This is a genomic window from Pseudomonas sp. NPDC087342, assembly GCF_044744265.1.
Lineage (GTDB): Bacteria > Pseudomonadota > Gammaproteobacteria > Pseudomonadales > Pseudomonadaceae > Aquipseudomonas > Aquipseudomonas nunensis.
Genome location: NZ_JBIUXZ010000005.1, coordinates 103,323 through 128,101 on the forward strand (window position 1 = coordinate 103,323; position 24,779 = coordinate 128,101).

The 24,779-nt window shown below is 60.8% G+C and carries 20 protein-coding genes; 9 read left to right on the forward strand and 11 right to left on the reverse strand.

The window, feature by feature from the left end; all coding sequences use genetic code 11:
* Window positions 1-39: 39 nt before the first annotated feature.
* Together ACIOYV_RS14505 and ACIOYV_RS14510 are read right to left on the reverse strand one after the other, a co-directional pair.
* Window positions 40-636 carry a TetR/AcrR family transcriptional regulator gene (locus ACIOYV_RS14505; RefSeq protein ID WP_401324526.1) on the reverse strand — a complete coding sequence of 199 codons (597 nt, stop codon included), beginning with the start codon at window positions 634-636 and terminating at the stop codon, window positions 40-42.
* A complete protein-coding gene (locus ACIOYV_RS14510) occupies window positions 623-1,474 on the reverse strand; it encodes a 3-hydroxybutyryl-CoA dehydrogenase (RefSeq protein WP_401324528.1) in 852 nt (283 codons plus the stop codon). The genes ACIOYV_RS14505 and ACIOYV_RS14510 overlap by 14 nt, the downstream gene beginning before the upstream one ends.
* A 165-nt stretch (window positions 1,475-1,639) precedes the next feature.
* Between ACIOYV_RS14510 and ACIOYV_RS14515 the strand changes: the two genes are divergently transcribed.
* Complete coding sequence (locus ACIOYV_RS14515) at window positions 1,640-2,680, forward strand: AraC family transcriptional regulator (protein ID WP_401324766.1); 1,041 nt, start codon at window positions 1,640-1,642, stop codon at window positions 2,678-2,680.
* 99 nt (window positions 2,681-2,779) lie between these two features.
* Here ACIOYV_RS14515 and ACIOYV_RS14520 read toward each other — a convergent pair whose 3' ends face one another.
* Complete coding sequence (locus ACIOYV_RS14520) at window positions 2,780-3,685, reverse strand: hypothetical protein (protein WP_401324530.1); 906 nt, start codon at window positions 3,683-3,685, stop codon at window positions 2,780-2,782.
* The gene (locus ACIOYV_RS14525; protein ID WP_401324532.1) at window positions 3,678-4,256 is read right to left on the reverse strand and encodes a DUF6932 family protein; all 579 of its coding nucleotides are present in this window, start codon (window positions 4,254-4,256) and stop codon (window positions 3,678-3,680) included. The genes ACIOYV_RS14520 and ACIOYV_RS14525 overlap by 8 nt, the downstream gene beginning before the upstream one ends.
* A gap of 161 nt (window positions 4,257-4,417) precedes the next feature.
* Between ACIOYV_RS14525 and ACIOYV_RS14530 the strand changes: the two genes are divergently transcribed.
* On the forward strand, window positions 4,418-6,229 hold the full coding sequence (locus ACIOYV_RS14530) for an ABC transporter ATP-binding protein (RefSeq protein ID WP_401324534.1): 1,812 nt from the start codon (window positions 4,418-4,420) through the stop codon (window positions 6,227-6,229).
* 3 nt (window positions 6,230-6,232) lie between these two features.
* Here ACIOYV_RS14530 and ACIOYV_RS14535 read toward each other — a convergent pair whose 3' ends face one another.
* A complete protein-coding gene (locus tag ACIOYV_RS14535) occupies window positions 6,233-7,183 on the reverse strand; it encodes an alpha/beta hydrolase (RefSeq protein WP_290029472.1) in 951 nt (316 codons plus the stop codon).
* Between the two features lie 495 nt (window positions 7,184-7,678).
* Here ACIOYV_RS14535 and rbsK point away from each other — a divergent pair, with 495 nt between their 5' ends.
* From rbsK to ACIOYV_RS14550, 3 genes are read left to right on the forward strand one after another with little or no spacing between them, the layout of a single operon-like run.
* Window positions 7,679-8,605 carry a ribokinase gene (gene rbsK, locus ACIOYV_RS14540; RefSeq protein WP_401324536.1) on the forward strand — a complete coding sequence of 309 codons (927 nt, stop codon included), beginning with the start codon at window positions 7,679-7,681 and terminating at the stop codon, window positions 8,603-8,605.
* A 43-nt stretch (window positions 8,606-8,648) separates the two neighbouring features.
* The gene (gene fucP, locus ACIOYV_RS14545; protein WP_290026927.1) at window positions 8,649-9,980 is read left to right on the forward strand and encodes an L-fucose:H+ symporter permease; all 1,332 of its coding nucleotides are present in this window, start codon (window positions 8,649-8,651) and stop codon (window positions 9,978-9,980) included.
* Complete coding sequence (locus ACIOYV_RS14550; protein WP_401324538.1) at window positions 9,977-11,035, forward strand: aldose 1-epimerase family protein; 1,059 nt, start codon at window positions 9,977-9,979, stop codon at window positions 11,033-11,035. The genes fucP and ACIOYV_RS14550 overlap by 4 nt, the downstream gene beginning before the upstream one ends.
* Here ACIOYV_RS14550 and deoR read toward each other — a convergent pair.
* Complete coding sequence (gene deoR, locus ACIOYV_RS14555) at window positions 11,028-11,798, reverse strand: DNA-binding transcriptional repressor DeoR (protein ID WP_177332721.1); 771 nt, start codon at window positions 11,796-11,798, stop codon at window positions 11,028-11,030. The two genes, ACIOYV_RS14550 and deoR, sit on opposite strands and share 8 nt — an antisense overlap.
* Before the next feature lie 121 nt (window positions 11,799-11,919).
* On the opposite strand from deoR, the gene deoC reads away from it, so the two are divergent.
* Complete coding sequence (gene deoC, locus ACIOYV_RS14560) at window positions 11,920-12,603, forward strand: deoxyribose-phosphate aldolase (protein WP_401324540.1); 684 nt, start codon at window positions 11,920-11,922, stop codon at window positions 12,601-12,603.
* Between the two features lies 1 nt (window position 12,604).
* Here the strand turns inward: deoC and ACIOYV_RS14565 are convergent, their stop codons facing one another.
* The 3 genes from ACIOYV_RS14565 to ACIOYV_RS14575 all read right to left on the reverse strand — a co-directional run bounded on the left by ACIOYV_RS14565 (window position 12,605) and on the right by ACIOYV_RS14575 (window position 17,026).
* On the reverse strand, window positions 12,605-14,464 hold the full coding sequence (locus ACIOYV_RS14565; protein ID WP_401324541.1) for an EAL domain-containing protein: 1,860 nt from the start codon (window positions 14,462-14,464) through the stop codon (window positions 12,605-12,607).
* A 218-nt stretch (window positions 14,465-14,682) separates the two neighbouring features.
* Window positions 14,683-15,681 (reverse strand): NAD(P)H-quinone oxidoreductase, encoded by a 999-nt coding sequence (locus ACIOYV_RS14570; RefSeq protein WP_401324543.1) that lies wholly within the window; start codon window positions 15,679-15,681, stop codon window positions 14,683-14,685.
* A gap of 100 nt (window positions 15,682-15,781) precedes the next feature.
* A complete protein-coding gene (locus tag ACIOYV_RS14575; RefSeq protein ID WP_401324545.1) occupies window positions 15,782-17,026 on the reverse strand; it encodes a YbfB/YjiJ family MFS transporter in 1,245 nt (414 codons plus the stop codon).
* 112 nt (window positions 17,027-17,138) lie between these two features.
* Here ACIOYV_RS14575 and ACIOYV_RS14580 point away from each other — a divergent pair, with 112 nt between their 5' ends.
* The gene (locus tag ACIOYV_RS14580; protein ID WP_401324547.1) at window positions 17,139-18,014 is read left to right on the forward strand and encodes a LysR family transcriptional regulator; all 876 of its coding nucleotides are present in this window, start codon (window positions 17,139-17,141) and stop codon (window positions 18,012-18,014) included.
* 182 nt (window positions 18,015-18,196) lie between these two features.
* Here the strand turns inward: ACIOYV_RS14580 and ACIOYV_RS14585 are convergent, their stop codons facing one another.
* Window positions 18,197-18,919, reverse strand: a complete 723-nt coding sequence (locus ACIOYV_RS14585; protein ID WP_401324549.1) for a pirin family protein — start codon at window positions 18,917-18,919, stop codon at window positions 18,197-18,199.
* 323 nt (window positions 18,920-19,242) lie between these two features.
* On the opposite strand from ACIOYV_RS14585, the gene ACIOYV_RS14590 reads away from it, so the two are divergent.
* Both ACIOYV_RS14590 and ACIOYV_RS14595 read left to right on the forward strand, forming a co-directional pair.
* On the forward strand, window positions 19,243-20,193 hold the full coding sequence (locus ACIOYV_RS14590) for a GlxA family transcriptional regulator (protein WP_401324550.1): 951 nt from the start codon (window positions 19,243-19,245) through the stop codon (window positions 20,191-20,193).
* Window positions 20,194-20,374: 181 nt separating this feature from the next.
* Complete coding sequence (locus tag ACIOYV_RS14595) at window positions 20,375-21,844, forward strand: ATP-binding protein (protein ID WP_401324551.1); 1,470 nt, start codon at window positions 20,375-20,377, stop codon at window positions 21,842-21,844.
* On the opposite strand, the gene ACIOYV_RS14600 is transcribed toward ACIOYV_RS14595, so the two are convergent.
* Window positions 21,809-24,661, reverse strand: a complete 2,853-nt coding sequence (locus tag ACIOYV_RS14600) for an ATP-binding protein (RefSeq protein WP_401324553.1) — start codon at window positions 24,659-24,661, stop codon at window positions 21,809-21,811. The two genes, ACIOYV_RS14595 and ACIOYV_RS14600, sit on opposite strands and share 36 nt — an antisense overlap.
* Between the last annotated feature and the right edge of the window lie 118 nt (window positions 24,662-24,779).

The following is a 24,779-nucleotide window of genomic DNA, read 5'->3' on the forward strand; positions in this document are numbered from 1 at the left end:
TTTTGAGGGGGGCGCCATTATGCCGTGAACGTGCGGGCCTCAGGCAACTGCTCGCGGGGACGTGGGACGCAGCAAGCGCTCGACGGCGCCGCTCACCAGGTTTTCCAGCAATTCATCACGCTCGGCGTCGGCCAATGGATGCTGGGTCAGCCAGCCTGGTGCGCTGTTGAGCAAGCTGGCGATTGCGTGACCGATGGCGGACTGAGCCGGGTCACCGAGTCGGGATTTGCTGCCGAGCATCTGCATCAGCGTGCGTTCGTATTGCTCGCGCAACTGCCGGACACGCGCCTGCTGATCGTCATTCAAACAACCGCTGTCCCGCTCCGCCAGACGAAAATGCCAGGGCATTTCCCGGTGCAGGTTCAGGTGCGCTTGAATCAACCTTGGCAACATGTCGCGCTTGGTCTTTTTCTCGATGCGCCCAAGCGTCGCCAGCAACTCTTCGTAGAACTCTTCAATCAAGTCCGCCAGCAAGTGTTGCTTGCTCGGGTAGTGGTGATACAACGAGCCCGGGGCGAGCCCCAGGCAGGTGGCGAGTTCGCGCATGCCGACCTGGCCGAAACCCTTGCTGGCGAACAGCTCCAGCACTTTGTCCCGGTACTCGGCGAAGCGCGAACAACGCTCAGGCATAGGCATGGAAGCCGCGCCCCGTTTTGCGTCCCAGGTAGCCGGCGGCGACCATTTCCTTGAGCAGTGGCGCCGGGCGGTATTTGCTGTCGTTGAAGCCGTCGTAGAACGCTTCGAGGATCGCCAGCACCGTGTCCAGGCCAATCAGGTCGGCCAACGCCAGCGGTCCGATCGGTTGGTTGCAGCCCAGGCGCATACCGGTGTCGATGTCGTCCGCCGTGGCCAGGCCTTCCTGTAGCACCAGAATCGCTTCGTTGATCATCGGCACCAGAATCCGGTTCACCACAAAGCCCGGACGGTTGCCGGCGGTGATCGCGGTTTTGCCCAGGGTGGTTGCCATGTCCAGCGCCAAGGCGTGGGTCGCGTCGCTGGTTTGCAGGCCGCGAATCACTTCGATCAGCCCCATCACCGGCACCGGGTTGAAAAAGTGCAGACCGATGAAACGCTCGGGCTGGCTGACGCTGGCGGCGAGTTGGGTAATCGACAGCGATGAAGTGTTGGACGCGATCACGCACTCGGCGCTGACCTGCGCGGCGATCTGTTGCAGCACGCGCAGTTTCAGGTCGAGGTTTTCGGTGGCGGCTTCGATCACCAGTTGCACGCTGTGCAGGCTGCTGTAATCAGTGCTGGTGCGGATCTTGTCGAGGGCGGCGAGCTTCTGCTCTTCGCTCAACGTCGCTTTGGCGACTTGCCGATCAAGGTTCTTGCCGACAGTCGCGAGGGCTTTTTGCAGCGCGCTCTCGCTGGTATCGATCAAGGTCACGTTGAAGCCGGCCACCGCGCAGACCTGCGCAATCCCGTTGCCCATGGTGCCCGCGCCAATCACGCCGATGTGTTGCAGATTCATGCTGGAAATCCTTGCGATCAAACCCTTCGATACCTTGGCCGCCAGAACAGCCGAAGGCGTACTATGGCGCGAGTCTAGAGCCGGCAGGGCGCTTGTCCTATGCCGCAACTGTTCAACGGCAGTGGTGTTTTTTGCCATTCGGGCGATGGGGAGAAAAGCGTTCACATGCGGGAAAAGGATTCAGTGGCAGCCTACTTCGTGCGGGCGATGATCCATCGGCTGGAGGGCAATCCCCAGCGTCTGACGACCGTGCTGGAACAGGCGAATATCGACCCGGCGTTGCTCGACCAGCCCACGGCCCGGGTGCCGGCCAACGCTTTTGCCGCGCTGTGGTTGCTGCAGATACGCGAGCTCAACGACGAGTTCTTCGGCCTCGACAGCCACGGCATGCCACTCGGCAGTTTTGCCCTGATCTGCCGGGCGCTGATCCAGGAACCCGACCTGCACAAAGCCATGCGCCAATGCCTGGCCTACTTCGCCCTGTTCCTCAGCGATTTTCGCGGCACGCTGACCGTGCGTGGCAAACGCGCAGTCATCAGCCTGCAAACCCGCTCGACCGACAACGACGTCAGCCGCTTGGGCGAAGAAACCTTCATGGTGCTGATGATCAGCCTGTTGTGCTGGCTCGGCGGGCGACGCATCCCCATCGACCGCGCAGATTTCCGCCACGGCCGCGTCTCCCTCAGCGACGACCGACTGCTCTGGGGCCCCAACCTGACCTTCGGCACCGAACGCACCGAAATCGAGTTCGCCAGCCACTACCTGCGCCTGCCCGTGGTGCAAGACCTGGCGTCACTCAAAGTATTCCTGCGCACCGCGCCGCAATGGCTGGTCATCCGCTTCCGCAACCAACACGGCCTCGCGTCACAGGTTCACCAACGCCTGCGCAACAGCCATTACAGCCAATGGCCAACCCTGCAAGCCTTCGCCCTCGAACAACACCTGAGCCCCAGCACCTTCCGCCGCAAACTGGAACGCGAAGGCTGCTCGTATCAGGAGATCAAGGACGAAGTGCGCCGTGGGGTGGCGTTTGAGCAGTTGCGGCACGGTAAGGCGAGCGTGGGGGATATTGCCGAGCAACTAGGGTTTCAGGAAGCGAGTGCGTTTCACCGGGCGTTCAAGAAGTGGACGGGGGAGAGTCCGGGGCGGTATCGGGCGCGGTTTCAGGAAAGGGCCGCGAATGGGCCCGATTCAGATCAACTCTAAAACCTGCGCAGATGAAGTTTTATCTGCGACTTCGAGAAACAGCCCTCTCTTTCGTGTGACAGGGTGGGCTGTTTGTACTTGGATAACCGAGTCTCTGAATTAATCAGTCCAAGGAAATCGATGCAGGATATAGCGGGGTTTGCTGGAGCCGATTCGCTTGGCGCTCAATGTGACGTCATAGGTTTTATAGAGGTGCAGATTCACAGCATTGGGGTTAGGGAGTTCTCGCGCGATGCTTCCATAAATCACCAATCCATCAGCAGTTTTAAATTCGAACGAGCGCTTGTCTGGAAGTGCTCCAATAAATTCACCCGTGAACGTCTCTACGGTTTCCTGAATGTTATCCAGGTTCAGTCGGGCCTTGCTGCGTCGAACCTGTTCGCTATCGGTAAACTGAAATTGCCTGGTGCGGGTGGTCAGCGAGCAAGAAGCATCGTAGCTGGAAAGCTTTCCCAAAAAATCAGAAACGCTGGATATCGCTCTATCGGCAAGCCGTGAAACAGGCTCGGATAATTCTTCGTCACTTTTAGTCGTTGCTTCCAGCAATTCCGCCATCAAATCTATCGCCAGTGACACTGAGGTTGTGCCCTCAATCTCAAGTTGCGTTTGCGCGGGCACTTCTTCCAGCTCGAATCCAAAAGAGCCCAAAGCGGTGCCTGTTATGAGCAACTGATTACTCGAACGGTTTGGGATAGGTCCTTTGTCGGCGAGGGTGCCGGAGATGGAAGCAGCAATTGTGGCAATAGCCTCGCTGAATGCCTGGGTGGCAGCAGCACCAAATTCGGCTAGAACACCGTGCGTTCCCCAAACAGGCGCGCCACGATAGGTCAGAATGACCTTGGCCGGCTGATACGTGTCCTGACTATTCGTTTCCAGATACGATTTTGCTTCAGCTATCCGTGAGCGAATGGACATCGCAGAAAGCTTGCTGAGCCCAGGCTTTTCCAGCTGCTTCTCTAGGAAAAGAAGTTCTGCTGATTTATGCAGATATTCATTCCTATTCATGAGTGAGCTCCTTTTTACGAGCCTTCAGCATGGCGATTGCTGCTTGATCCTGACGTGGGGCAAGATCAACCCGCAGGAAACCCTTCCACTGCTTGGTTCTTCGATGGGACCACATGCTGTACCAGTACGATGTCATTTCTACCAGGCGCTCTGGCGCATCACTGAGAGATTGAACATAAAAATCGACTTTGAATTGATTTTTTATGAAGGACTGATCCTCCCATGTTGCTCCCAATAATCTTAGTTGATCAGGCTGTAAGCAATCGTAGAACTCGTCTCCCTCAAAAGTGAAGGTAACGACATCAATATCTCGGGGTGATCGTTGATCAGAGAGCTCGATGTTCTCTGTGAAACTGCCGTCCAACCATTGAAAACCCTCAATCATGCCCATTCTATGAAGCTCAGAACGGTGTGAGAGATAGCCTTCCAAAATAGCACACCGGTCCAGGTTGATAGCGAAGCGCTCCACGAATGCTACTAGATCAACTTGGTAGGGAGATCTGTCCATCCCCGCTGGATTGTGCTCATTGATTGGAGGAATAAGTCCTTGTGGATTCCATTCAGGTATCAATTCTGGCCTCCTTGCATTGCAGCTTAAATGGCAGGCGATCCTCAGCCGGACCTGTGCGTGCGTCAAGCGAACAAACGTTACAGTTCTTTCGCAGCTCCTCTCATCGCTACGCTGAAGTACCATGGCTCATCAACGTCCGTCCTTGCCGAGCCCATCGCCCCATGCCAACCCTTACCCGTTTCGCCGCTCTGCTCGACCAGGCGAGACGCGCCTTGCTATTGGTCTGGGGCACCTCTCGCGGATTATTCCTCGGGCTGGTGCTGGCCACCCTGATCGCCGGTGTGCTGCCGGCACTCGCTGCCTGGCTCGGCCAGCGCATCGTCGACGCGGTCGTCACCGCCATGCAATTACACGCGCAGCAGGGCAGTGCGCCGTTGTGGCCGGTGGTGCGTTATGTGTTGTTCGAGGCGGGGGTGTTGGCGTTGTTGTCCGGGACGCAACGGGCGTTGTCGGTTCAGCAGTCGCTGTTGCGGGTGCAGTTGGGGCAGAAGGTCAACACGATGATTCTGGAGAAGGCCCAGACGCTGTCGCTGGTGCAGTTCGAGAATTCCGAGTTCTACGACAAATTGGTGCGGGTCCGGCGCGAGGCTTCGACCCGGCCGTTGGCGTTGGTGATGAAGTCGTTGGGGTTGATTCAGAACCTGATTGTGCTGATCAGTTTCGGTGTGCTGCTGGTGCATTTTTCACCGTGGGCGCTGGTGTTGCTGGTGGTCGGCGCGTTGCCGGTGTTCTTTGCCGAGGCGCATTTTTCCGGGGATGCGTTTCGGCTATTCACTCGTCGGGCGCCGGAGAGTCGGCAGCAGAGTTACATCGAGACGCTGCTGTCCCACGAGGCCTACATCAAGGAGGTCAAGCTGTTCGGCTTTGCGCCGTTGCTGTTGAAGCGGTATCGCGAGACGTTTGCCCGGCTCTACGCCGAAGACCGGCGCCTGACCTTGCGCCGGGACGGCTGGGGTTTTGTGCTCGGGTTGCTGGGCACTGGGGCGTTTTACCTGGCGTATGCGTGGGTGGTGGTGGACACGGTGCACGGCAATATCAGCCTCGGGCAGATGACCATGTACCTGGTGTTGTTCAAGCAGGGACAAACCGCCGTCAGCAGTAGCCTCAGTGCGATCAGCGGTCTTTACGAAGACGGTTTGTACCTGTCAGCCCTATACGAATATCTGGCCGAACCGGTGGTGAGCGATAACGGCAGCCTGATCGTGGGCGCAGTGCCCGGGGATGGGCTGCGGTTCGAGAACGTCGGGTTTCGGTATCCGGGGGCCAGTCGCGCGGCGCTGGAAGGCATCGACCTGCACTTGGTGCCCGGTCGCAGTGTGGCGCTGGTGGGGGAGAACGGTTCGGGCAAGACCACGCTGATCAAATTGCTGACCCGACTCTATCGCCCCGATCAGGGTCGTATTCTGCTGGACGGCAGTGACCTGAATAGCTGGGAAGAAGATGCGCTGCGTCGGCGCATCGGCGTGATTTTCCAGGACTACATTCGCTACCAGTTCTCCGTGGGCGAGAACATCGGTGTCGGCGACACTCTGGCTTTCGACGATGAACAACGCTGGAAAGCGGCGGCTGCCGAGGGCATGGCCGCGCCGTTTATTGAAGGGCTGGATCGCGGTTATGCCACGCAACTGGGGCGCTGGTTTGCCGGTGGCCAGGAACTGTCTGGCGGCCAATGGCAGAAGATCGCCTTGTCCCGCGCCTACATGCGCCGCGACGCCGACATCCTGATTCTCGACGAACCGACTTCAGCCCTCGACCCGGCAGCGGAAGCGGCGGTGTTCGAGCATTTCAGCCAGCACACCCAGGACCGCATGACCTTGCTGATCTCGCACCGGTTTTCCAGTGTGCGCAACGCCGACCACATCATCGTGCTGGACCAAGGGACGATTCTGCAGCGCGGCGATCACGACAGTCTGGTGGCGGCGGGTGGGCGTTATGCGCAGTTGTTCGATTTGCAGGCCCGAGGGTATCGCTAGACCTTACGTCTCTGGCGAACTGCGATTCACCGCTGCGACCTGCGCAGGCTTGGCTTTCATCAGGTTTTCGATGGCTTGGCGATACTGACTGCCGCCCAGGCTCATGCTGTTGTTGTGCGTGCCACCGGGAATCAGCAGCAGGCGCTTCGGTTCGTTGGCGGCATTGAACAACTGTTGGCTGAAGCGCGACGGCATGAACGCATCCGCCAGACCGTGAACCACCAGCAACGGCATGTCGATGTCGGTGATCTTGTCGATGGAATCGAATTTCTGCGACAGCAGCCAGCGCACCGGCAGGGATTTCACCGGCAGGTTGCTGTCGGCCACTTGTGCGACGGCATCGCCCAGCGTGGTGAAGGTGGATTCGATTACCAACCCGCGCACCGGCACTGGGACGTGATCCTTTTTCGCCTGGGTAGCCAGGTCGGCCGCGAGGTCGATAGCGACCGCGCCGCCTAACGAATGGCCGTAGATCAGGCGTTTGTTCGGGTCTGGTTGCATCGACGTGAAACGCTCCCAGGCGACGCGCGCGTCTTCGTAGACGCTGGCTTCCGACGGCAGATCCCCTTTGCTCTGGCCAAACCCGCGATAGTCGATGGCCAGTACCGAATAGCCCATGGCGCGTAATTGTTCGATGCGAAACGCCTGGCCGGTGAGGTTCCAGCGCACGCCGTGCAGATAAAGAATCGACGGCGCATCGCGGCGCGCCGCCGGCCACCACCAGGCATGCAGGTTTTGCCCGCCCTTGAAGCTGGCAGGCTTGATGTCGAACTCCTGAACGTCCTGCGGCAAACCGTGATACCAGCCCGCCGTGCCCGGCTCGATACGAAACAGCAACTCGCGCTCTTTGTACTTGAGCACCCCGCAACCCACCGGCAGACCGACGATCAACAGCGCCATGCACAACAACGGCAACCAGCGCCGGCCCAAGCGGCTCATGAGGGTAGAAAACATGCAGCGATCCAGTCGAACAGGGGAAAGCACGGGTTTTAACAGATGCGCGGCGGGGAGGGGAATTATTTCGACAGTCGTGAGTGTTGCAAGATCATTCCCCTTGTGGGAGCGAGCCTGCTCGCGAAGAGGGCGGCACATCCTGCATCGATGTCGCCTGACACTCCGCTTTCGCGAGCAGGCTCGCTCCCACAATGGATTGGTGTCGTTCACCCGATCAATGCTCGCCGCAGTCCCCCTGTAGGAGCGAGGCTTGCCCGCGAAGGCGTCCGGACAGTCAGCATGGATGTTGCCTGACACTCCGCTATCGCGAGCAAGCCCGCTCCCACAGGGGATCCACGTTCGCCTTGGCCCTGCACCGCATTTGCGCAAAGCCGCTCGTCTTTGCCTGTTCACCAATCCAATAAAAAAGATTGAATAATCACATCAAATGTTATTTAAATAACAAAACAACAACGCCGACTCCAGTCCGGCAAGCCGTCACAAGGTGGGATAGCAATGAGCAAGATCGCAGTCATCGGCAGCAATATGGTGGATCTGATCACCTACATCGACCGCATGCCGGCCCAGGGCGAGACGCTGGAAGCGCCGGGGTTTGCCCTCGGTTGCGGCGGCAAGGGCGCCAATCAGGCGGTGGCCGCGGCCAAGCTCGGGGCGGATGTGCTGATGCTGACCAAGGTCGGCGATGACATGTTTGCCGACAACACCCTGGCGAATTTCCAGCGCTTCGGCATCGACACCCGCTACGTGCAGCGTGTGCAAGGCGTATCCAGCGGGGTGGCGCCGATCTTCGTCCAGGCTGATTCCCACAACAGCATCCTGATCGTCAAAGGCGCCAACGCCCACCTGGCCCCGGCGGATATCGACGCTGCCGCGCCAGCCCTGCGCGAGTGTTCCCTGATCGTGCTGCAACTCGAAATCAATGTCGAAACCGTCTACCACGCCATCGCCTTCGGCCGCGAACACAACATCCCGGTGTTGCTCAACCCGGCGCCAGCCTTGGCCGGCCTGAGCCGCGATCACCTGGCACAACTGGATTTCCTGGTACCGAACGAATCCGAACTGGCGCTGATCAGCGGCCAGACCGTGGACTCGCCTGAGTCTGCGCTGAAAGCCGCGAAAACCCTGGTCGCCAGCGGCATTCGCCACGTGATCGTGACCCTCGGTGAAAAAGGTGCGCTGTACGTCGGTGAGGAGGGTGAGTTCCAGATTCCCGGCCTGCAAGTCGCGGCCCGCGACACCACCGGCGCGGGCGATGCCTTCATCGGTTGCTTCATCCAGCGCTGGAGCCGCGACCGCGATATCCGCGCCGCGATGATCGAAGCGGTGGCCTATTCCGCCTGTTCGGTCACCGGTCTGGGCACCCAGACCTCCTACCCGGACGCTACCGCATTCGCTGAATTCCAGCGCCAGTTCGGCGCCTGACGCCGACCCGATTCACCACCTAACGCTCACCCGGAGAACAACAATGACAAAGCCTCCGCTCCAACAGACGCCCGATGGTTTCTACCTGAACCGCACGCCCTGGTTCGCCTTCATCTTGCTGTGCAGCATCTTCGCGCTGTGGGCGGCTGCCGCGAGCATGAACGACGTGCTCATCGCGCATTTCAAGAAAGCCTTCCTGCTCAGCGATTTCCAGACCGCGTTCGTGCAGTCGGCGTTTTACCTCGGCTACTTCTTCGTGGCGATTCCGGCGGCGTTGGTGGTGCGGCGATTCAGCTACAAGACCACCATTCTCATCGGCCTGATGCTCTACATGTTCGGTTGCCTGCTGTTCTTCCCGGCGGCGTCCACCGCCAAGTACGGGATGTTCCTGCTGGCGCTGTTCGTGATTGCGGCGGGTCTGTCGTTCCTGGAAACCGCGTGTAATACCTATTCGACGCTGATGGGACCGCGTGAAACCGGCACCCGTCGCCTGAACATTTCCCAGACCTTCCACCCGTTCGGTGCGATGGCCGGGGTCTACGTCGGCAGCTTCGTGATGTTCAAGGACACCGACGCCACCCGCGAGCAGCTCACGCAAATGAGCGCCTCGGACGCGGCGGTCCAGCAACTGCAAATGATCCAGTCCACCTTGCTGCCGTACAAATGGATGATCGCGGTGCTGGTGCTGATGTTCATCCTGATCGCCATCACCCGGTTTCCGGCGTGCAAAGGCGTGCAGACCGCCACCAAGAAAACCGCCAGCCTCGGTCAGAGCCTGTCGCGGTTGTGGGGCAACAAACGGTTCACTTTCGGTGTGCTGGCGCAGTTCCTGTATGTCGGCGCACAAGTCGGCGTGTGGAGTTTCACCATTCGCCTTGCCATGCAATTGGGCGGAATGAACGAGCGCAGCGCGTCGTGGTTTTTGCTGACGACCTTCGCCGCGTATTTCATCGGCAAAATGATCGCCAACGTGCTGATGCGCAAAATGCACCCGGCCAAGGTTCTGGCGGTGTATGGCGTGCTGTGCATCGTGTTGCTGGCCTACACCATCCTCGTGCCGAACATCACCGCAGTCTATGCGGCGGTCGGTGTCAGCGTGTTCCTCGGCCCATGCTGGCCGACCATTTATGGCCTGACCATCGACGGCCTCGGTGAAGACACCGGCGTCGGCGGTTCGCTGCTGGTAATGAGCATCGTCGGTGGCGGGGTGATTCCGATCTTCCAGGGCCTGCTGTCCGATTACAGCGGCGGCAACATGCAACTGGCCTATAGCGTGCCGTTGCTGTGCTTCATCGTGATCGTGGCCTACGCCGTGCGTTGCCTGCGTCATTCCGCCAGCGAAACGGCACCGGTAGGTGCGGCGGTGACCTCATGAGCACGCGGATCAATCTTTATCCGGCACTGTTTGGCGAAGCGCCGAAGACGTTGCTGGAGTCCGAACAATTCAGCGTCAGCGCCAGCGTTTATCCAAGCGGCGTACTGGCGCTGGAAATGAGCAACAGCCGTGGAAAACTGGTGGTGCTGCCGTATCAGGGCCAGATGATCTGGGACGCGGTGTTCGACGGTTGCGACCTGACCATGAGCAACCTGTTCAGCCAACCCCGACCGAGTCCGACAGTGATCGGCACCTACGGCTGTTTCATGTTCCACAGCGGCCTGTTGCGCAACGGTTGCCCGACACCCGAGGACGACCATCCGTTGCACGGCGAAATGCCCTGCGCGGCGATGGATCGTGCGTGGCTGGACGTCGGTGAAGACAGCGCAGGACCGTTCCTGCGCCTGGGCGGCGAGTACGAATACGCCCAGGGTTTTGGCGACCGTTATCTGGCCAGCCCGAGCGTCACTTTGCGCGCCGATTCAGGCCTGTTCGATATCGCCATGCACGTGACCAATCTGGCCGGCAAACCCATGGACCTGATGTACATGGCGCACATGAATTACGCCTACGTCGAGGGCGCGCGGTTTGTCGAACCGTTGGGCTTTGAACGGGTGCGGTTGCGCAGCAGCGTGCCGGCCCACGTCAAGCCGACGCCGGCCTGGAGCCGCTACATGGAGCAATTGGCGCTGGAGCCGGAACAGTTCCAGTGCCTGGATCGCCCGGAGCTGTACGACCCGGAGATTGTGTTTTTCTTCGACGGCGTGCACGCCGATGCCAATGGCGATGCGCATTTCCTGCTGAGTCATCCGGACGGCGCGGCGTTCTACACGCGCTATCGCCCCGACCAATTCGACCACGCCGCGCGCTGGATCCTGCACAACGCCGATCAACAAGTGGCGGCGTTTATCTTGCCCGCCACCTGCGAGCCGGAAGGCTATCGCGCTGAGTCCGCCAAGGGCCACGTGCGCGCATTGGCGGCGGGGGAGACGGCGGCGTTCAAGGTCACCACCGGCTATCTGAACAAGGCCGAGCAACGGGCCTTGATCAGATAATCAACTGGGCACCGCTGGCGGCGATGGCGTCGCGATAGGCCTTGGGGATTTTCTTGTCGCTGACCACGTACTGGAAATCCTCAAGAGCGGCGAAATGTGCGGTGCGCACGGTGTCGAACTTGCTGTGATCGGCCAGCAGTAACCGTTGTTGGGCCTGGCGCAGGACCTTCTGCTTGACCTCCACTTCATTGAAGTTGAAGCAGGTCACGCCGAAGTCCTGGCTGACCCCGGCGGCGGACACAAAGGCCCAGGTCAGGCGCACGCCATCGAGGATCCCGGATTCAGTGGTGTTCTCGAACACCTGGTTCTTGCGGTGGAACGTGCCCCCGCAAACCACGATGTGGCAATTGGGTTTTTGCGAGAGTTTGAGCAACACGTTGAGGGAGTTGCACACGGCGGTGAATTCGAGCTCGTCGGGGATGAAGTCCACCACGAATGGCGTGGTGGTGCCGCAGTCGAAAAACACCGTGTCGCCGGGCTGGATAAACCGCGCGGCGAGTTTGCCGATGCGGCGTTTCTCCTCGACGTGCCGGGTGTCCTGTTCGGCCACGCGGTAATCGCCGGGTTCATTGCCGTCGTGGATCTTGGTGATGTAGCCGCCGAGCAGGCGCAGATGGTCGGTGTACTTGCTCAGGTCGCGGCGCAGGGTCATCTCCGACACGTCCAGCAATGCCGCCATTTCGCGCAGGTGAATGGCGCTCTGGTCTTGCAGGGCTTGTTGAATCAGCTTGAGACGCTCGGCTTTTTTACTGTCCACAGGCATTCCGGGGTTGATTGTTGATGTTATTTAAGTAACATTAATTGTGAGTTTTGTAACGTTTTTGCGCAAATGATCCTCGATTGTGGCGCAGGGGCATTTGAATATACAAACAGGAGTTTTTGCGATGGCCCATCTCCCACCCCAGGCACTGGCGCAGTACATCGATCACACCTTGCTCGCGCCGGACGCCAGCCGCGAACAAATCGCCACCCTGTGCCGCGAAGCTGCGGAACATGGCTTCTATTCGGTGTGCGTGAATTCCGGGCAAGTGCCCCACGCAGCGCAGTGCCTGATCGGGCACAGCGTCAAGGTTTGCGCGGTAGTTGGCTTCCCGTTGGGGGCTGGGCTGAGCGACACCAAGGCCTTCGAAGCCGAGCGGGCGATTGCCGCCGGCGCGGGCGAGATCGACATGGTGTTGAACATCGGCTGGTTGAAGGACGGTTTATTCGCCGAGGTTCAGGACGACATCGCCCAGGTCAAACAGGCCTGCGGCAACGTGCCGTTGAAAGTCATCCTGGAAACCTGCCTGCTCACTGACGCGGAAAAAGTCAAAGCCTGCGAGATCTGCCGCGAGCTGAACGTCGCGTTCGTCAAGACCTCCACCGGTTTCAGCCGCAGCGGCGCCACCGTCGAAGACGTGGCCCTGATGCGCCGCACCGTGGGCCCGATCATCGGCGTGAAAGCCTCGGGCGGCGTGCGCGATTACCCGACCGCCGTGGCGATGATCGAGGCCGGCGCGACCCGTCTGGGCAGCAGCTCGGGCATCGCGATCATCGGTGGAGCACTGGCGGCGGGCGAGGGCTACTGAGTCAGCGTAACGCCAACTGCGGCGCCTCCGCGGGTTCGACGGATTGGCACAGGGCTCCCGGGATCCGCTGCTCCAGCGGCGCATTCTCCAGACGCTGGACAGGCAGCAAGCAACGGCTCTTTTGTCCCTGTGCCATGAACTGCATCTGCGTAAGGGGCCGGGACAGAAAATAGCCCTGAGCTTCGTGGCAACCATAGTGGGAAATCAGCGCCAGGCACTGGAAATCCTCGATGCCCTCGGCGACGGTGCGGTAACCCAGGTCCCTGGCCAGTTGCAGAATGGAGCGGGCGATGATTTGGTTGCGCAGGCTGCCGGGCAGGTCCGTCACAATCGACCTGTCGAGTTTGATTATGTTGGCCGGGATTTCGTGCAGGTAGGCGAAGTTGCTGTAGCCGGTGCCGAAATCATCGATCGCCACATCCATGCCCAGCTCGCGTATTCCCTTGAGTTGCTGGATCACATGCGGGTTGGACCGGATCCATTCGCCCTCGGTGATTTCGATTTCCAGACGATGCGGCTCGATGTTGAAGCGCTTGCAGGCGAGCCTGAGAATTTCCCCGATGTCCTGGTCATCAAAATCCTTGGGTGACAGGTTGATCGAAACCCGGCATTCGATATCGTCCCAAAGCGCCATCGTGCTCAGCGTTTGATCGATCACCCAATGCGTAACCCGCTGGATCAAGCCATTGCGTTCGAGCACCGGAATGAACTCTGCCGGGGACACTGCGCCCAACTGCGGATGGTTCCAGCGCAGCAAGGCTTCGGCGCTGATCCGACGACCGTCCAGCAGGCTGAAACGCGGTTGGAACATCAGGTACATCTGATCCGTGGTCAGCGCGCGGTCGACGTCCCTGGCCAGCGCAAACGCGCGACGCCAGGCGCAGTCCCGCGCGACATCATAGAGTCCCCAATAGGTGTTGGCCTGACGAGCCGATTCCACGGCGTGCATGGCCTTGCGCAACAGGTCGGCGTGGGACTGCGCATCGTGATCGAAGATCACCATGCCGGCGCGCGGCGAAGGACTGGTCAGGGCGCTGTCCGATTGCGTCATGCAGCGCAAGCGGTCGATCAGTCGGTGAACGAACAACTCATAGTCCGGCATCGTGGCCGGCAACATGAAGCAGAACTGCCGATCATTGACGTGGTACGCACAGCTGATACCCACCAGGCTTTTTTTCAGGTGCAGGGCAATATCGAGCATGATCGACTGCAGCGCACCGGCCCCAAGCTCCAGCGCCATTTCATGGCGTCGGTGCGAGTCGAGGGCATCGATCAGCACCAGCACCCGTTGTTCTGTACCGGCTTGCAGGCCCAAATCATGGAGGTCGGCAAAAAACCGCCGCTGATTGGGCAGGCCACTGACCGGGTCATGGCAGTCGGTGAGTTGCCGTTGCTCGATCTGCGCCATCACCATCTCGGCCAGATCCTGCAACACCAGGCGCTCGTCATCGCTGAGCTGCTTGGGTTCTTTGTCGATGATGCACAGGCTGCCGATGGCGTGTCCCGACCGGGTGCGCAGCGGGGCTCCGGCGTAAAAACGGATACCGTCGGGCGCAGTCACCAACGGGTTGGCGCAAAAACGCAAGTCGCGTGAAGCGTCCTGGACGTGGAGCACCCCGGCTTCGCAAATGGCGTAAGCGCAGAACGACTGGTCGATAGGGGTTTCGTCCCGGTCAAAACCGATTCGCGCCTTGAACCACTGGCGATCTTTCTCCACCAGCGAAATCAGGACCGTGGGGACTTTGAAATAGGCGGCGGCCAGGCGGCAGATCCGGTCGAAGTTTTCCGACTCTGCGGTTTTCAGCCATTCCAGGGCTTGTACTGCTTCCAGGCGAAGTTTTTCCGAATGATGATCATGCATGTGTTGCTCCTGGAGCGGACGCCTGGGTGATGTCAATATAGTGTCTCGTATTACGACTTTTCTTGTACATTAAAAGTTCTGTGTACAACTAATTATTTGTCGCGTGGCCGGTTTAGAGCGATGAACGGTTATTTGTGTGAAAAGGTTGTACAAGTTTTCCACAATAAAAAGCCCGGGTTCTGAAGGTCAGAAACCGGGCCGGGGAGACACGTTGAACGTCAGTCCATCTGCAACACGATCTTGCCGATGTGATCGCCGGCTTCCATCCGCGCATGGGCCTGCGCGGCGTCGGTGAACGGGTAGACCCTGTCGATCATTGGCAGGCAACGCCCAGCGGACAGCACCGGCCAGACGTATTCGTACAGGCCCTGAGCGATGGCGGCTTTCTCTTCCCGGGTGCGCGAGCGCAGCAGTGAGCCGGTGATGATTGCGCGCTTGGCCATGATCGCCAGCAAGTCGACGCCGTCGGCGTGAGCGCCGCCGAGGAAGCCGAGCATCACCAGCCGGCCTTCCATCGCCAGGGCGGCCACGTTGTTGTTGAAGTACGAGCCACCCATGATGTCGAGGATCACGTTGACGCCTTTGCCGCCGGTTTTCTCGGCGATGACCTGGGCGAAATCCTGATCGCGGTAGTTGATCGCCTTGGCCCCGAGCTTGCGAATCGCGTCGCACTTTTCTTCGCTGCCAGCGGTGGCGAATGCCTCGACGCCGAACTCGCGGCAGAGCATCAGCGCGGTGGTGCCGATGCCGCTGGTGCCGCCGTGAATCAAGGCGCGCTGGCCTTTGCTCGCGCCGCCCATTTCAAACAGATTGGCCCAGACCGTGAAGAAGGTTTCCGGGATCGCGGCGGCTTGAATCCAGTCCATGCCGTCGGGGATCGGCAGCGTCTGGCTCGCCGGGGCAGCGCAATATTGCGCGTAGCCGCCGCCGTTGGTCAGGGCGCAGACCTTGTCGCCCAGCACAAACTCACTGACGCCTTTGCCGATGGCCACCACTTCACCGGCCACTTCCAGGCCGGGGATCAGGCTCATGCCAGGTTTCATCGGGTACTTGCCGGCGCGCTGGAGCACGTCCGGGCGATTGACCCCGGCGGCGTGCACGCGGATCAGCACTTCACCGGCGGCGACCGTGGGCATGGGCACATCGCGAGGTTTCAAGACCTCGGGGCCGCCGGGTTCGGTGATTTCGATCAGGGTCATGGTTTGCGGCAGGGTCATTTTTGGGTTCCTGTGGTGAAAGGGATCTGTAAATGGGATCGCCTGAGCAATCGAATAATTCAGTGTGGGAGCGAGCCTGCTCGCGAAAGCAGTCTGTCATTCACAAAGATGCCGGGTGTGCCGACGCCTTCGCGAGCAGGCTCGCTCCCACAGGGGATTGGGGTTTATTCAAGAAACGCATCGCCAACTCCAAAACCAATGCCACAACAATGGCCCCAGCCGCGATCACAAACAACAGCGCGTGATGCCCGCCAGTGGCATTGAATATCGCCGAGTAGGCAAACCCGGTCAGCGCCTGGAAGGTGGCAAACGACACCGTGGCGCGGCTCCAGGCAATTTGTTGCTGATGGTGATTGGGCACCAATTCATGCACACGGGCCAGGGCCAGCGGCACGATGCCGGGCGGGAACGAGCCGAGGATCACGGCGAGCAACGCCAGGGCCAGGAACGAATTGGAAACCGCCAGCAAACCCAGGGCAATCGCCTGCACCACCAGCACGATCCGAATGCTCAACCGTGCGCCGAGTTTGTCCGCCAGGAAACCGTAGCTCACCGGCCCGACAATCGCCCCCAGGCCATACATGACCCAGATCAGCGCACCCACATGCGCTCCGGCGCCGAGGCCACGAGCAACGAAATCCACCAGGAACACCATCGCCGGCACCAGGCCCGCTGCCATGAAAGCGTATTGGGCGAACAGCAGGTAAAGGGCGGGCGGGGTTGGCGATTTCACGCTGTCATTGTGAGCCGGCGCAGCGTGCTGCGGGGTCGAGGTCGGCCAGCCAAACCAGCTCGCGGCGGTCAATACCAGCGCCAGCACCCCGAGCCCGAACCAGGTGTTCTGCAAACCCAGACTCAGCAGCGGCGGAACAATCGTCCCCGAGCCGGCAATGCCCAAGCCGATGCCAAGGAAAATCGCACCGCTGGCCAGGCCTCGACGGGACACTGGCACATGCGGCAACACGGTCGCGGCAACCAGCACCATGATCGCGCCACCGGCCACGCCTGACAGCAAGCGCCAGCCGAAGAACCAGCTCACCGACAAGGGGAAGCCACAGGCGAAAAACGACAGCGTCACCGCCAGCATCATCAGGCGCAGGGCAGTGCTGTTGCCCACCCGTCGGGCCAGCGGATGACCGATCAGCGCGCCAATCAGGTAACCCACCAGATTGGCGGCGCCGAGGTACACCACGTCGCTGGCGGAAAACCATTGCGCCTGGATCAACGAAGGAATCAACGGCGTATAAGCAAAACGCGCCAGGCCGATGCTGACCAGGCTGGCGCAGAGGCCAGCGAAGATTGGCAGCCAAATGGCGCTGGGTGAGGGGGTCGATGTGCTGTGCATGAGAGCAGTCCTGTGAGGTTATCTCTGGCCTCCAGACTACTGAGAATGATTGATGCAGTATTGCAGCGATTTCGCGCTACAGTGATGCATATATGCATCGTAGGGGCGCGGTATGAATTGGGATGACGCACGGGTGTTTCTGGCGGTGTGCCGCGAATCGACGTTGCGCGGTGCGGCGCGGGTGCTGGGGGTCGATCAGGCCACGGTCGGGCGGCGGGTCACGGCGCTGGAGAAGTCCTTGAGCGCGACGCTGTTCCTGCGTACTTCCGAAGGCTATGCGCTGACGGCGGTGGGCGAAGCGGCGTTGCAGGCCGTGGAGAAAATGGAGGTGTCGGCGCTGGACCTGCAACGACAGATCCAGGGCCTGGATGATCGGCTGACCGGCACGGTGCGGGTCAGCACCACGGATTCCCTGGCCATCGATTTTCTGATCCCGGCGATTGCCCGATTGCACGACAAACACCCGGATGTGCAGGTGCAACTCGACGCCTCTACGCAAATGATCAGCCTGGCCAAGCGCGAAGCCGACATCGCGGTGCGCAATGCGCGGCCGGACAACCCGGACCTGATCGCCCGGCGCATTGCGCGCTGGCCGGTGGGGTTGTTCGCTTCCCAGGGTTATGTGGACGCCCACGGCGTGCCCGAGCCGGGCTCGGCGTTTGAAGGGCATGATTTGGTGGTGTACCAGCCGTATCTGGCGGGCAACAAGGAGATGACGCTGGTCTCGGAACCGCTGACACGTGGGCGGATTGTGTCGAGCCTGGGCTCCGGTTTGCTGGTGCGTCGATCCATTGCGGCGGGGATCGGGGTGGGCGAGATTCCGGTGTACATGGGCGAGCGGGATGGGCTGGTCCGGTTGTGGCCGGAACGCACGCGACCGGCGCCGTATGACGTATGGCTGGTGACCCACGCCGATTTGCGGCACACGGCGCGGGTGAGGGCGGTGATTGATGAGATTGTGGCGGGGTTTTCGGGTACAGGCGAGTAGCCCATAGCCCGTAGCCCTGTAGCAGCTGTCGAGCCCCAGCGAGGCTGCGTTCGGCGGCGAAGCCGTCGTCAATCCGGCTACCTCGGTGTACCTGAAACACCGCGATGGCTGATTTTACGACGGCTTCGCCGCCGAACGCAGCCTCGCCGGGGCTCGACAGCTGCTACGGGGGCTTGTTGCTGTTATGGCATTTCCGGCAATTCCTGCGGCCGCAAGTCAAACACCAGCACCTCCGAATCCACACCATTGCTCAACGTCAGCACCTGTTCTTCACGAACCCGCACACCATCGCCTTCCTGCAACTGCACGCCGTTCAGTTCAACACTGCCACGAGCCACATGCACATAGGCGTAACGGTTGGCCGCGAGTTCAAGAGTGGCGCTTTCCTTGCCGTCGAACAGCCCGGCGTACACCCGCGCATCCTGGCGTACCGAGAGCGAACCGTTGGCCCCGTTCGGGGAGATGATCAACTGCAGGCGACCGCGTTTTTTCTGAGTGCTGAAGTGCTCTTGCTGATAATGCGGTTTGGCGCCGCTGACTTCCGGCACGATCCAGATTTGCAGGAAGTGCACGCCACGGGTGGCCGAGTGGTTGTACTCGCTGTGTGCCACGCCGCTGCCGGCGCTCATCAGTTGCACATCGCCGGGGCGGATCACCGAGCCGGTGCCCAGGGTGTCCTTGTGTTCCAGAGCGCCTTCGAGCACATAGGAGAAAATCTCCATGTCCCGGTGCGGGTGCTGGCCAAAGCCTTTGCCGGCCGCCACGCGGTCATCGTTGATCACCAACAGGTCGGAAAAACCCTGTTCTTTCGGGTTGCGATAGTTGGCGAAGGAAAAGGTGTGGAACGACTTCAACCAACCGTGATTGGCGGCGCCGCGATCCGAGGCTTTGCGAAGGGTCAGCATGATGAAATCTCCTGTCAGGACGTGAATTCGTCCGAGTGAGGAGAAGGTTAATGTTTACCGATCGATGCAATAAGTAGATGAAAATTGAAATACTGTCCCTCTCAGGTTGACAGTTTGTGCAGGCGATCACGCATTCTTATCCGACACCTTCGCTGTACTTGGCCATAATGGTCCGCACGCAACCCTTGTAGGAGCGAAGCTTGCTCGCGAAGGCATTCTCACATTCACCTAAAATGTTGACTGTAAGGCCGCTTTCGCGAGCAAGCTTCGCTCCTACAGGGATTCGGTGTTCATTTTTTATAATCTCAGTGATATCCACCCCCATGAAAACCGTGGCAATGGTGCTGTTCCCCAACTTTCTCCTGCTCGACATGGCCGGGCCGATGGAGGTGTTTTCCATCGCCAACCGTTACCTCAAGCCGGCCGACCACTATGTGTTGTCGATGATCGGTACCGAGCACGGTCCGTTGCGCGCCTCCAACGGCGTTGGCGTCCAGGCCGACCTGCATATCGATCAGGCCAGCGAGCCCTACGACCTATTACTGATCCCCGGCGGCCCCGGCGCCTATAACGACAAACCGCAACCCTTGCTGGACTGGCTGCGCGGCGCCGTGCCCCGTGCCGGACGTTATGGCTCGATCTGCACCGGCGCGTTCGTGCTCGGGCATGCCGGGTTGCTCGACGGTTATCGCGTGACCACGCACTGGCATTACACCGAACGGCTGATCAAAGGTTTTCCCAAGGCGATGGTCGAGACCGATCAGATCTACGTCGAGGATCGCCAACTCATCACCTCCGGCGGGGTCACCGCCGGCATCGATCTGGCCTTGGCGATTGTCGCTCAGGACCATGGCAAGAAAGTCGCGCAGGACGTGGCCAAAGTGCTGCTGGTGGTGATGAAACGCCAGGGCGGGCAGGCGCAATTCAGTCCATTGATGGCGACGGTCGCGCCCCAGGAAACGCCGATCACGCGTGTGCAGAACTACGTGCTGGAACACCTCGATGAAGCCTTCAGCATCGAACGCATGGCGAGCCTGGCGAACATGAGCTCGCGGCACTTCGCGCGTCTGTTTGCGCGGGAGGTGAACATGACGCCGATGGAATTCCTGCAAAGTGCGCGCATCGACCACGCTCGCAATCTGCTGGAAACCTGCGACGCACCGCTCAAGACCGTGGCCTACAAAAGCGGCTTCGGCAGCGTGCGGCACATGCGCTTTCTGTTCAGTGAAAAACTCGGCCTGACCCCCGCGCAGTACCGCGAACAGTTCAGCTAGGACACTTTGTCCGTTTTGCGCACCGTGATGTCCGTACTGCTCACCGCGCGGACGTTGTACGGTCACGGATGCCTGCCAAGATAGCTGTGAATGTTTTGCAATGGAGGTGCGGGGACCTGGATAGACGGCGCAACGGATGTTTCAACCTTGAGCCCGGCCAGGTTTCAGCGCGTGAACGTGCATGAACAGCCTCAGAGATTTAACCAGCGATGCGGTGCTGCGGTTCGGCCCCTACGCGTTTCACCCCAGCCAACGCCTGATCCTTGAAGGTGATCGGCCGCTGCGCATGGGGGGCCGGGCGCTGGATATTTTGCAGGTGCTGCTTGAGCGCGCCGGCGATGTGGTCAGCAAGGACGAATTGATCGCCCGGGTCTGGCCGACGTCGGTGGTCGAAGAGATCAACCTGCGCGTGCACATCGCCGCTCTGCGTCGGGCACTTGGCGATGGCCAGAACGGCGCGCGCTATATCGTCAATATCCCACAGCGCGGCTACAGCTTTATCGACCCGGTGCAGCGCACGCTGGAAGCGACGCCGGTGTTCATCGACAGCGTGCACGCGCCCCAGCACAACCTGCCTGCGCGACTCACGCCGGTCATCGGTCGCGACTCACTCGTTGGCAGCATCGTGCGCCAGTTGCCGGTGCGGCGATTCATGACCCTGACCGGCCCGGCCGGCATCGGCAAGACCACCGTAGCGTTGCGCGTGGCCGAATTGCTGCTGCAGCACTACCGCGACGGCGTCTGGTTGATTGACCTGGCGAGCCTCGACGATTCGGCGCAAGTGGCCGATTACCTGACCCACACCCTGCCATTCGACACGGGCCTGACCTCACGGCATGCGTTGCTGGTGCTCGACAACTGCGAGCACCTGCTCGAACGCTGTCGCACCTTGGTTGACGATTTGTTGGCCATGGCACCACGTTTGTCGATCCTGGCCACCAGCCGCGAACCGCTGCTGGCCCGGGACGAAACCGTACTGCGCCTGCCACCCCTGGCGGTGCCGCCGGCCTCGGCGTTGTACAGCGTGGCCGAAACCATGAGCTACTCGGCGGTGCAACTGTTCGTCAGCCGCGCCCGCGCACGCCAGCAAGGTTTCACCCTGCGCGAACAAGACCTCAACGCCGTGCGCGACATCTGCCGCAGGGTCGACGGTCTGCCCCTGGCCATCGAATTGGCGGCGGCGCAGATCGATGCATTGGCGCTGGTGGGGCTGCAAGCGCAACTGGACAACTGCTTGCAACTGCTGACCCAGGGCCGTCGCACCGCCGTGCCGCGCCACCAGACCCTGAAAGCCGCGCTGGACTGGAGCTACGAACGCCTGAGCCCGCTGGAGCAAATGGTCTTGCAGCATTTGGCGGTGTTCAAAATGGGTTTCACGCTCGATGCGGCGATTGGCGTGATCAGTAGCGCCGTGCTGCCGCCCATGCACCTGCTGGCCATCGTGGAACGCCTGGTGCGCAAATCGCTGCTGTCGGTCGAACAGGCCAACGTCACGCCCCGTTATCGCTTCCTCAACACCACGCGCACCTATGCCCTGGAGAAACTCGAAAACAGCGGCCACCTGCATGCACTTGAACGCAGTCATGCGCAGTACACGAGTCGGGCGCGCTGGTTCTCAGGCGTGCCATTGGCCGCTGAGTTCGTCGAGTAAACGCCGGACTTTCGTCAGGTCCGGCGTGGCAAAGCCCTCAGTGAACCGCCCGTAAATCGGCGCCAGCAACTCATAAGCTTGTTGAAAATGCCCCTGACCCTGCCAAAGCCGCGCCAGTGAAGTCGCACTGCGCAACTCCCAGGCCAACGCCCCTTGCTCGCGCGCCACCCCCAGCGCTTTAAGCAACACCGCCTCACCCCTGTGGGAGCGACGGTGCGACGATTCGACCTGCTCGCGAAGACGTCCGTCCAAACAACCCTCATCCAGCAGATTCTCCTCCGCCACCAACGCCTCCCCCCGAGCCCGAAAAATCTCCGCCGCACTCCATCCCGCCGCACCACTTTCAGCGCGCTCCAACAATCCCTCATCCACAAAACTGCCGTCCAGCGTCACCATAATCTCTTTCACCAGCCCGACACTCGGCTGAGCAGGTCCCTCGACACCATCGATCACCCGCGCGTATTGCCGCGCCCAGTTGTAGAACAGCAGCACCGAATGCTTCTGCGCTTGCTCCAGCAACAGTCGCACCAGATCGCGGGCAGTGGCGAGGTCGCCGTTGTACTGGGCGATCAGGCAACCGGACAGTGCCAGGGTGTAGCAGATGGACGTGCCGTGGTTGATCTGGATCGCGATGTCCAGCGCCTGGCGAGCGGTGCGCCAGGCTTGTTCCGGAAGGCCTTGCAGCCAGAGGATGCGCGCCAGAATCGTCAGTGACGCGACGCTCTGGTCGTACTGCACGCCGAAGCCGTGGGTGAAGCGGTTGAGGTGCCCGCTCTGGGCCATGCGCTGGATGACCTGCTCGGCATCCACCCGCGCCTGTTGCTGATTCCCGCAAAAGTGCAGGGCCAGGACGCGCAAACGATGAGCGCTCAGCGCCAGCACCGCGTCGCCGTGCAGGCCCAATCGGTCGAATTGCCGGGTTTGCTCCAGGGCCATTTGATAGTTGCCGCTACAGAGATTGACCGCCATGTGCCCGGACACCGCGCGCAACTGACCGGCGACATCGTCGCAGTGTTCGGCCAGGGTTCGGGCGCTGACAAATGCGTCGACAGTTTCGGCGCTGCCACCCTGGGCGTGGTAGCAGGAACTGCCGAGGGCCAGCTTGAGGGCCATTGTCAGGCGAGGGCAGGGCGCGGGGCTGGCCGCCAGCAACGCCAGGGCGCGGCGCACATAGAGCCCGTGCTCCTTGAGCAGCGACAGCTCCTGCCACAACGGTGTGGAACTGGCGGTCAAGCGAATCGCCAGGTCCTGCGGGCCACTGGCATTCAAACCCCATTCGAGGGCGACGCGAATGTCCTCCAGACCGCGGGCGTATCGCTCGATCCACAGGTGCGTGGGAGTTTGTTCCCAATCGTTCTGGGCCTGGTGCATCAAGGCCAGGCAGCGCTCGGCATGCCGTTGTCGGGTGTCCGACAGTTCGCCCGCCAGATGCAGTTTTTCCAGGGCATAGCTACGAGTGGTGTCCAGCAGCCGATAGAACACCTCGTCGTCACCGACTTCCACGTTCAGTAAAGATTTGGCCACCAGTTGCGTGATCGAGGCGAACACCTCGCTGGGCTCGATGTACGTGCCGACGATCACCGCCGCTGCCGATTCCAGGGTGAAACTGTCGCGGAATATCCCCAACCGGCGCAGGCAGGTTTGCTCGCAGGCGCTGAGCAGTTCGAAGCTCCAGTCGAGTGTCGCGCGCAGGGTTTGATGGCGGCCCAAGGTCGTTTGGCTGCCCTGGGTCAGCAGGCGAAAACTGCCTTGCAGTTGCGTGTGCAATCCACTGATGCCGAGGTCGGCGACTTGCGCCGCTGCCAGTTCGATGGCCAGCGGAATACCGTCCAGGCGCTGGCAGATATCAATCGCCAGCGGCAACTCTGCATCGCTCAGTTCGAAGCTGTCGTGGCTGGCCATCGCGCGCTCGACGAACAATTGCAGCGCGGAAAAACTCAGGGCCTGGGCGCGGTCGAGCACGGCGATGGGTGGCGGGCAGTCGAGAGATTCCAGGCGTTGCACGTATTCGCCTTCGGCCCGCAGGCTCTCGCGACTGGTGGCCAGGATATGCACCTGTGGCGCGCCGCGCAGGATGCTTTCACACAGCAGCGCGATCGCGTCGAGCAAGTGTTCGCAATTGTCGATCACCAGCAGCATCTGCCGTTCGCGCAGGTACGCCGCCAAACCGCTCATCGGCTCGTCGTCGTGCAGGGCCAGGTCCAGCAGCGTCGTCAGGTGCGCGGTAATCATCCCCGGGTCGTTGATCGGTGCCAGGTCCAACAGGCGAATGCCGTCGCGGTAGTGTCCGATCAACTGCTCGGCCACCCGCAAGGCCACGGTGGTCTTGCCGATGCCGCCGGGCCCGACCAGGGTGATGAAACGTTGGCGGGCGAGTTGCGTCACCACGCTGTCGACCAAATGCTGGCGCCCGATCATGCGTGTGCGGCGTACCGGCAAGTTATGCCGACGCGGTTCGGGCACCCCATTGTCAGGATGTGGCCCGGCGGCCTCCAGGGAAAACGGCGCGACAAAACTGTAGCCGCGCTGCGCCACGGTGACGATGAAACGCTGGCCGGCCTGACCGTCGCCGAGCGCCTTGCGCAGTGCCGCCATGTGCACCCGCAAATTGATGTCTTCGACGACGCTTTTCGGCCACACCCCGGCGATCAATTGCTGCTTGCTGACCACATTCCCGGCGTGCTCCAGCAGGATCAACAGAATGTCCATGGCGCGCCGGCCCAGGCGCAAAGGCTGGTCGCCTTCGAGGATCAGACGTTGTCCGGGATAGATCCGGTAAGGGCCGAAAAGTACGGCCTGTTCGGGGGAAAGGGTCAACGGGTCACTCCTGCTTGCATCCGTCTAGATCGCGGTTTCCGAGCATATTCCTAAGGATTGTCGATCAACGCAATGACGTCTCGACTGACTGCCAGGTGTTCACTGCGACTGTCGCGTT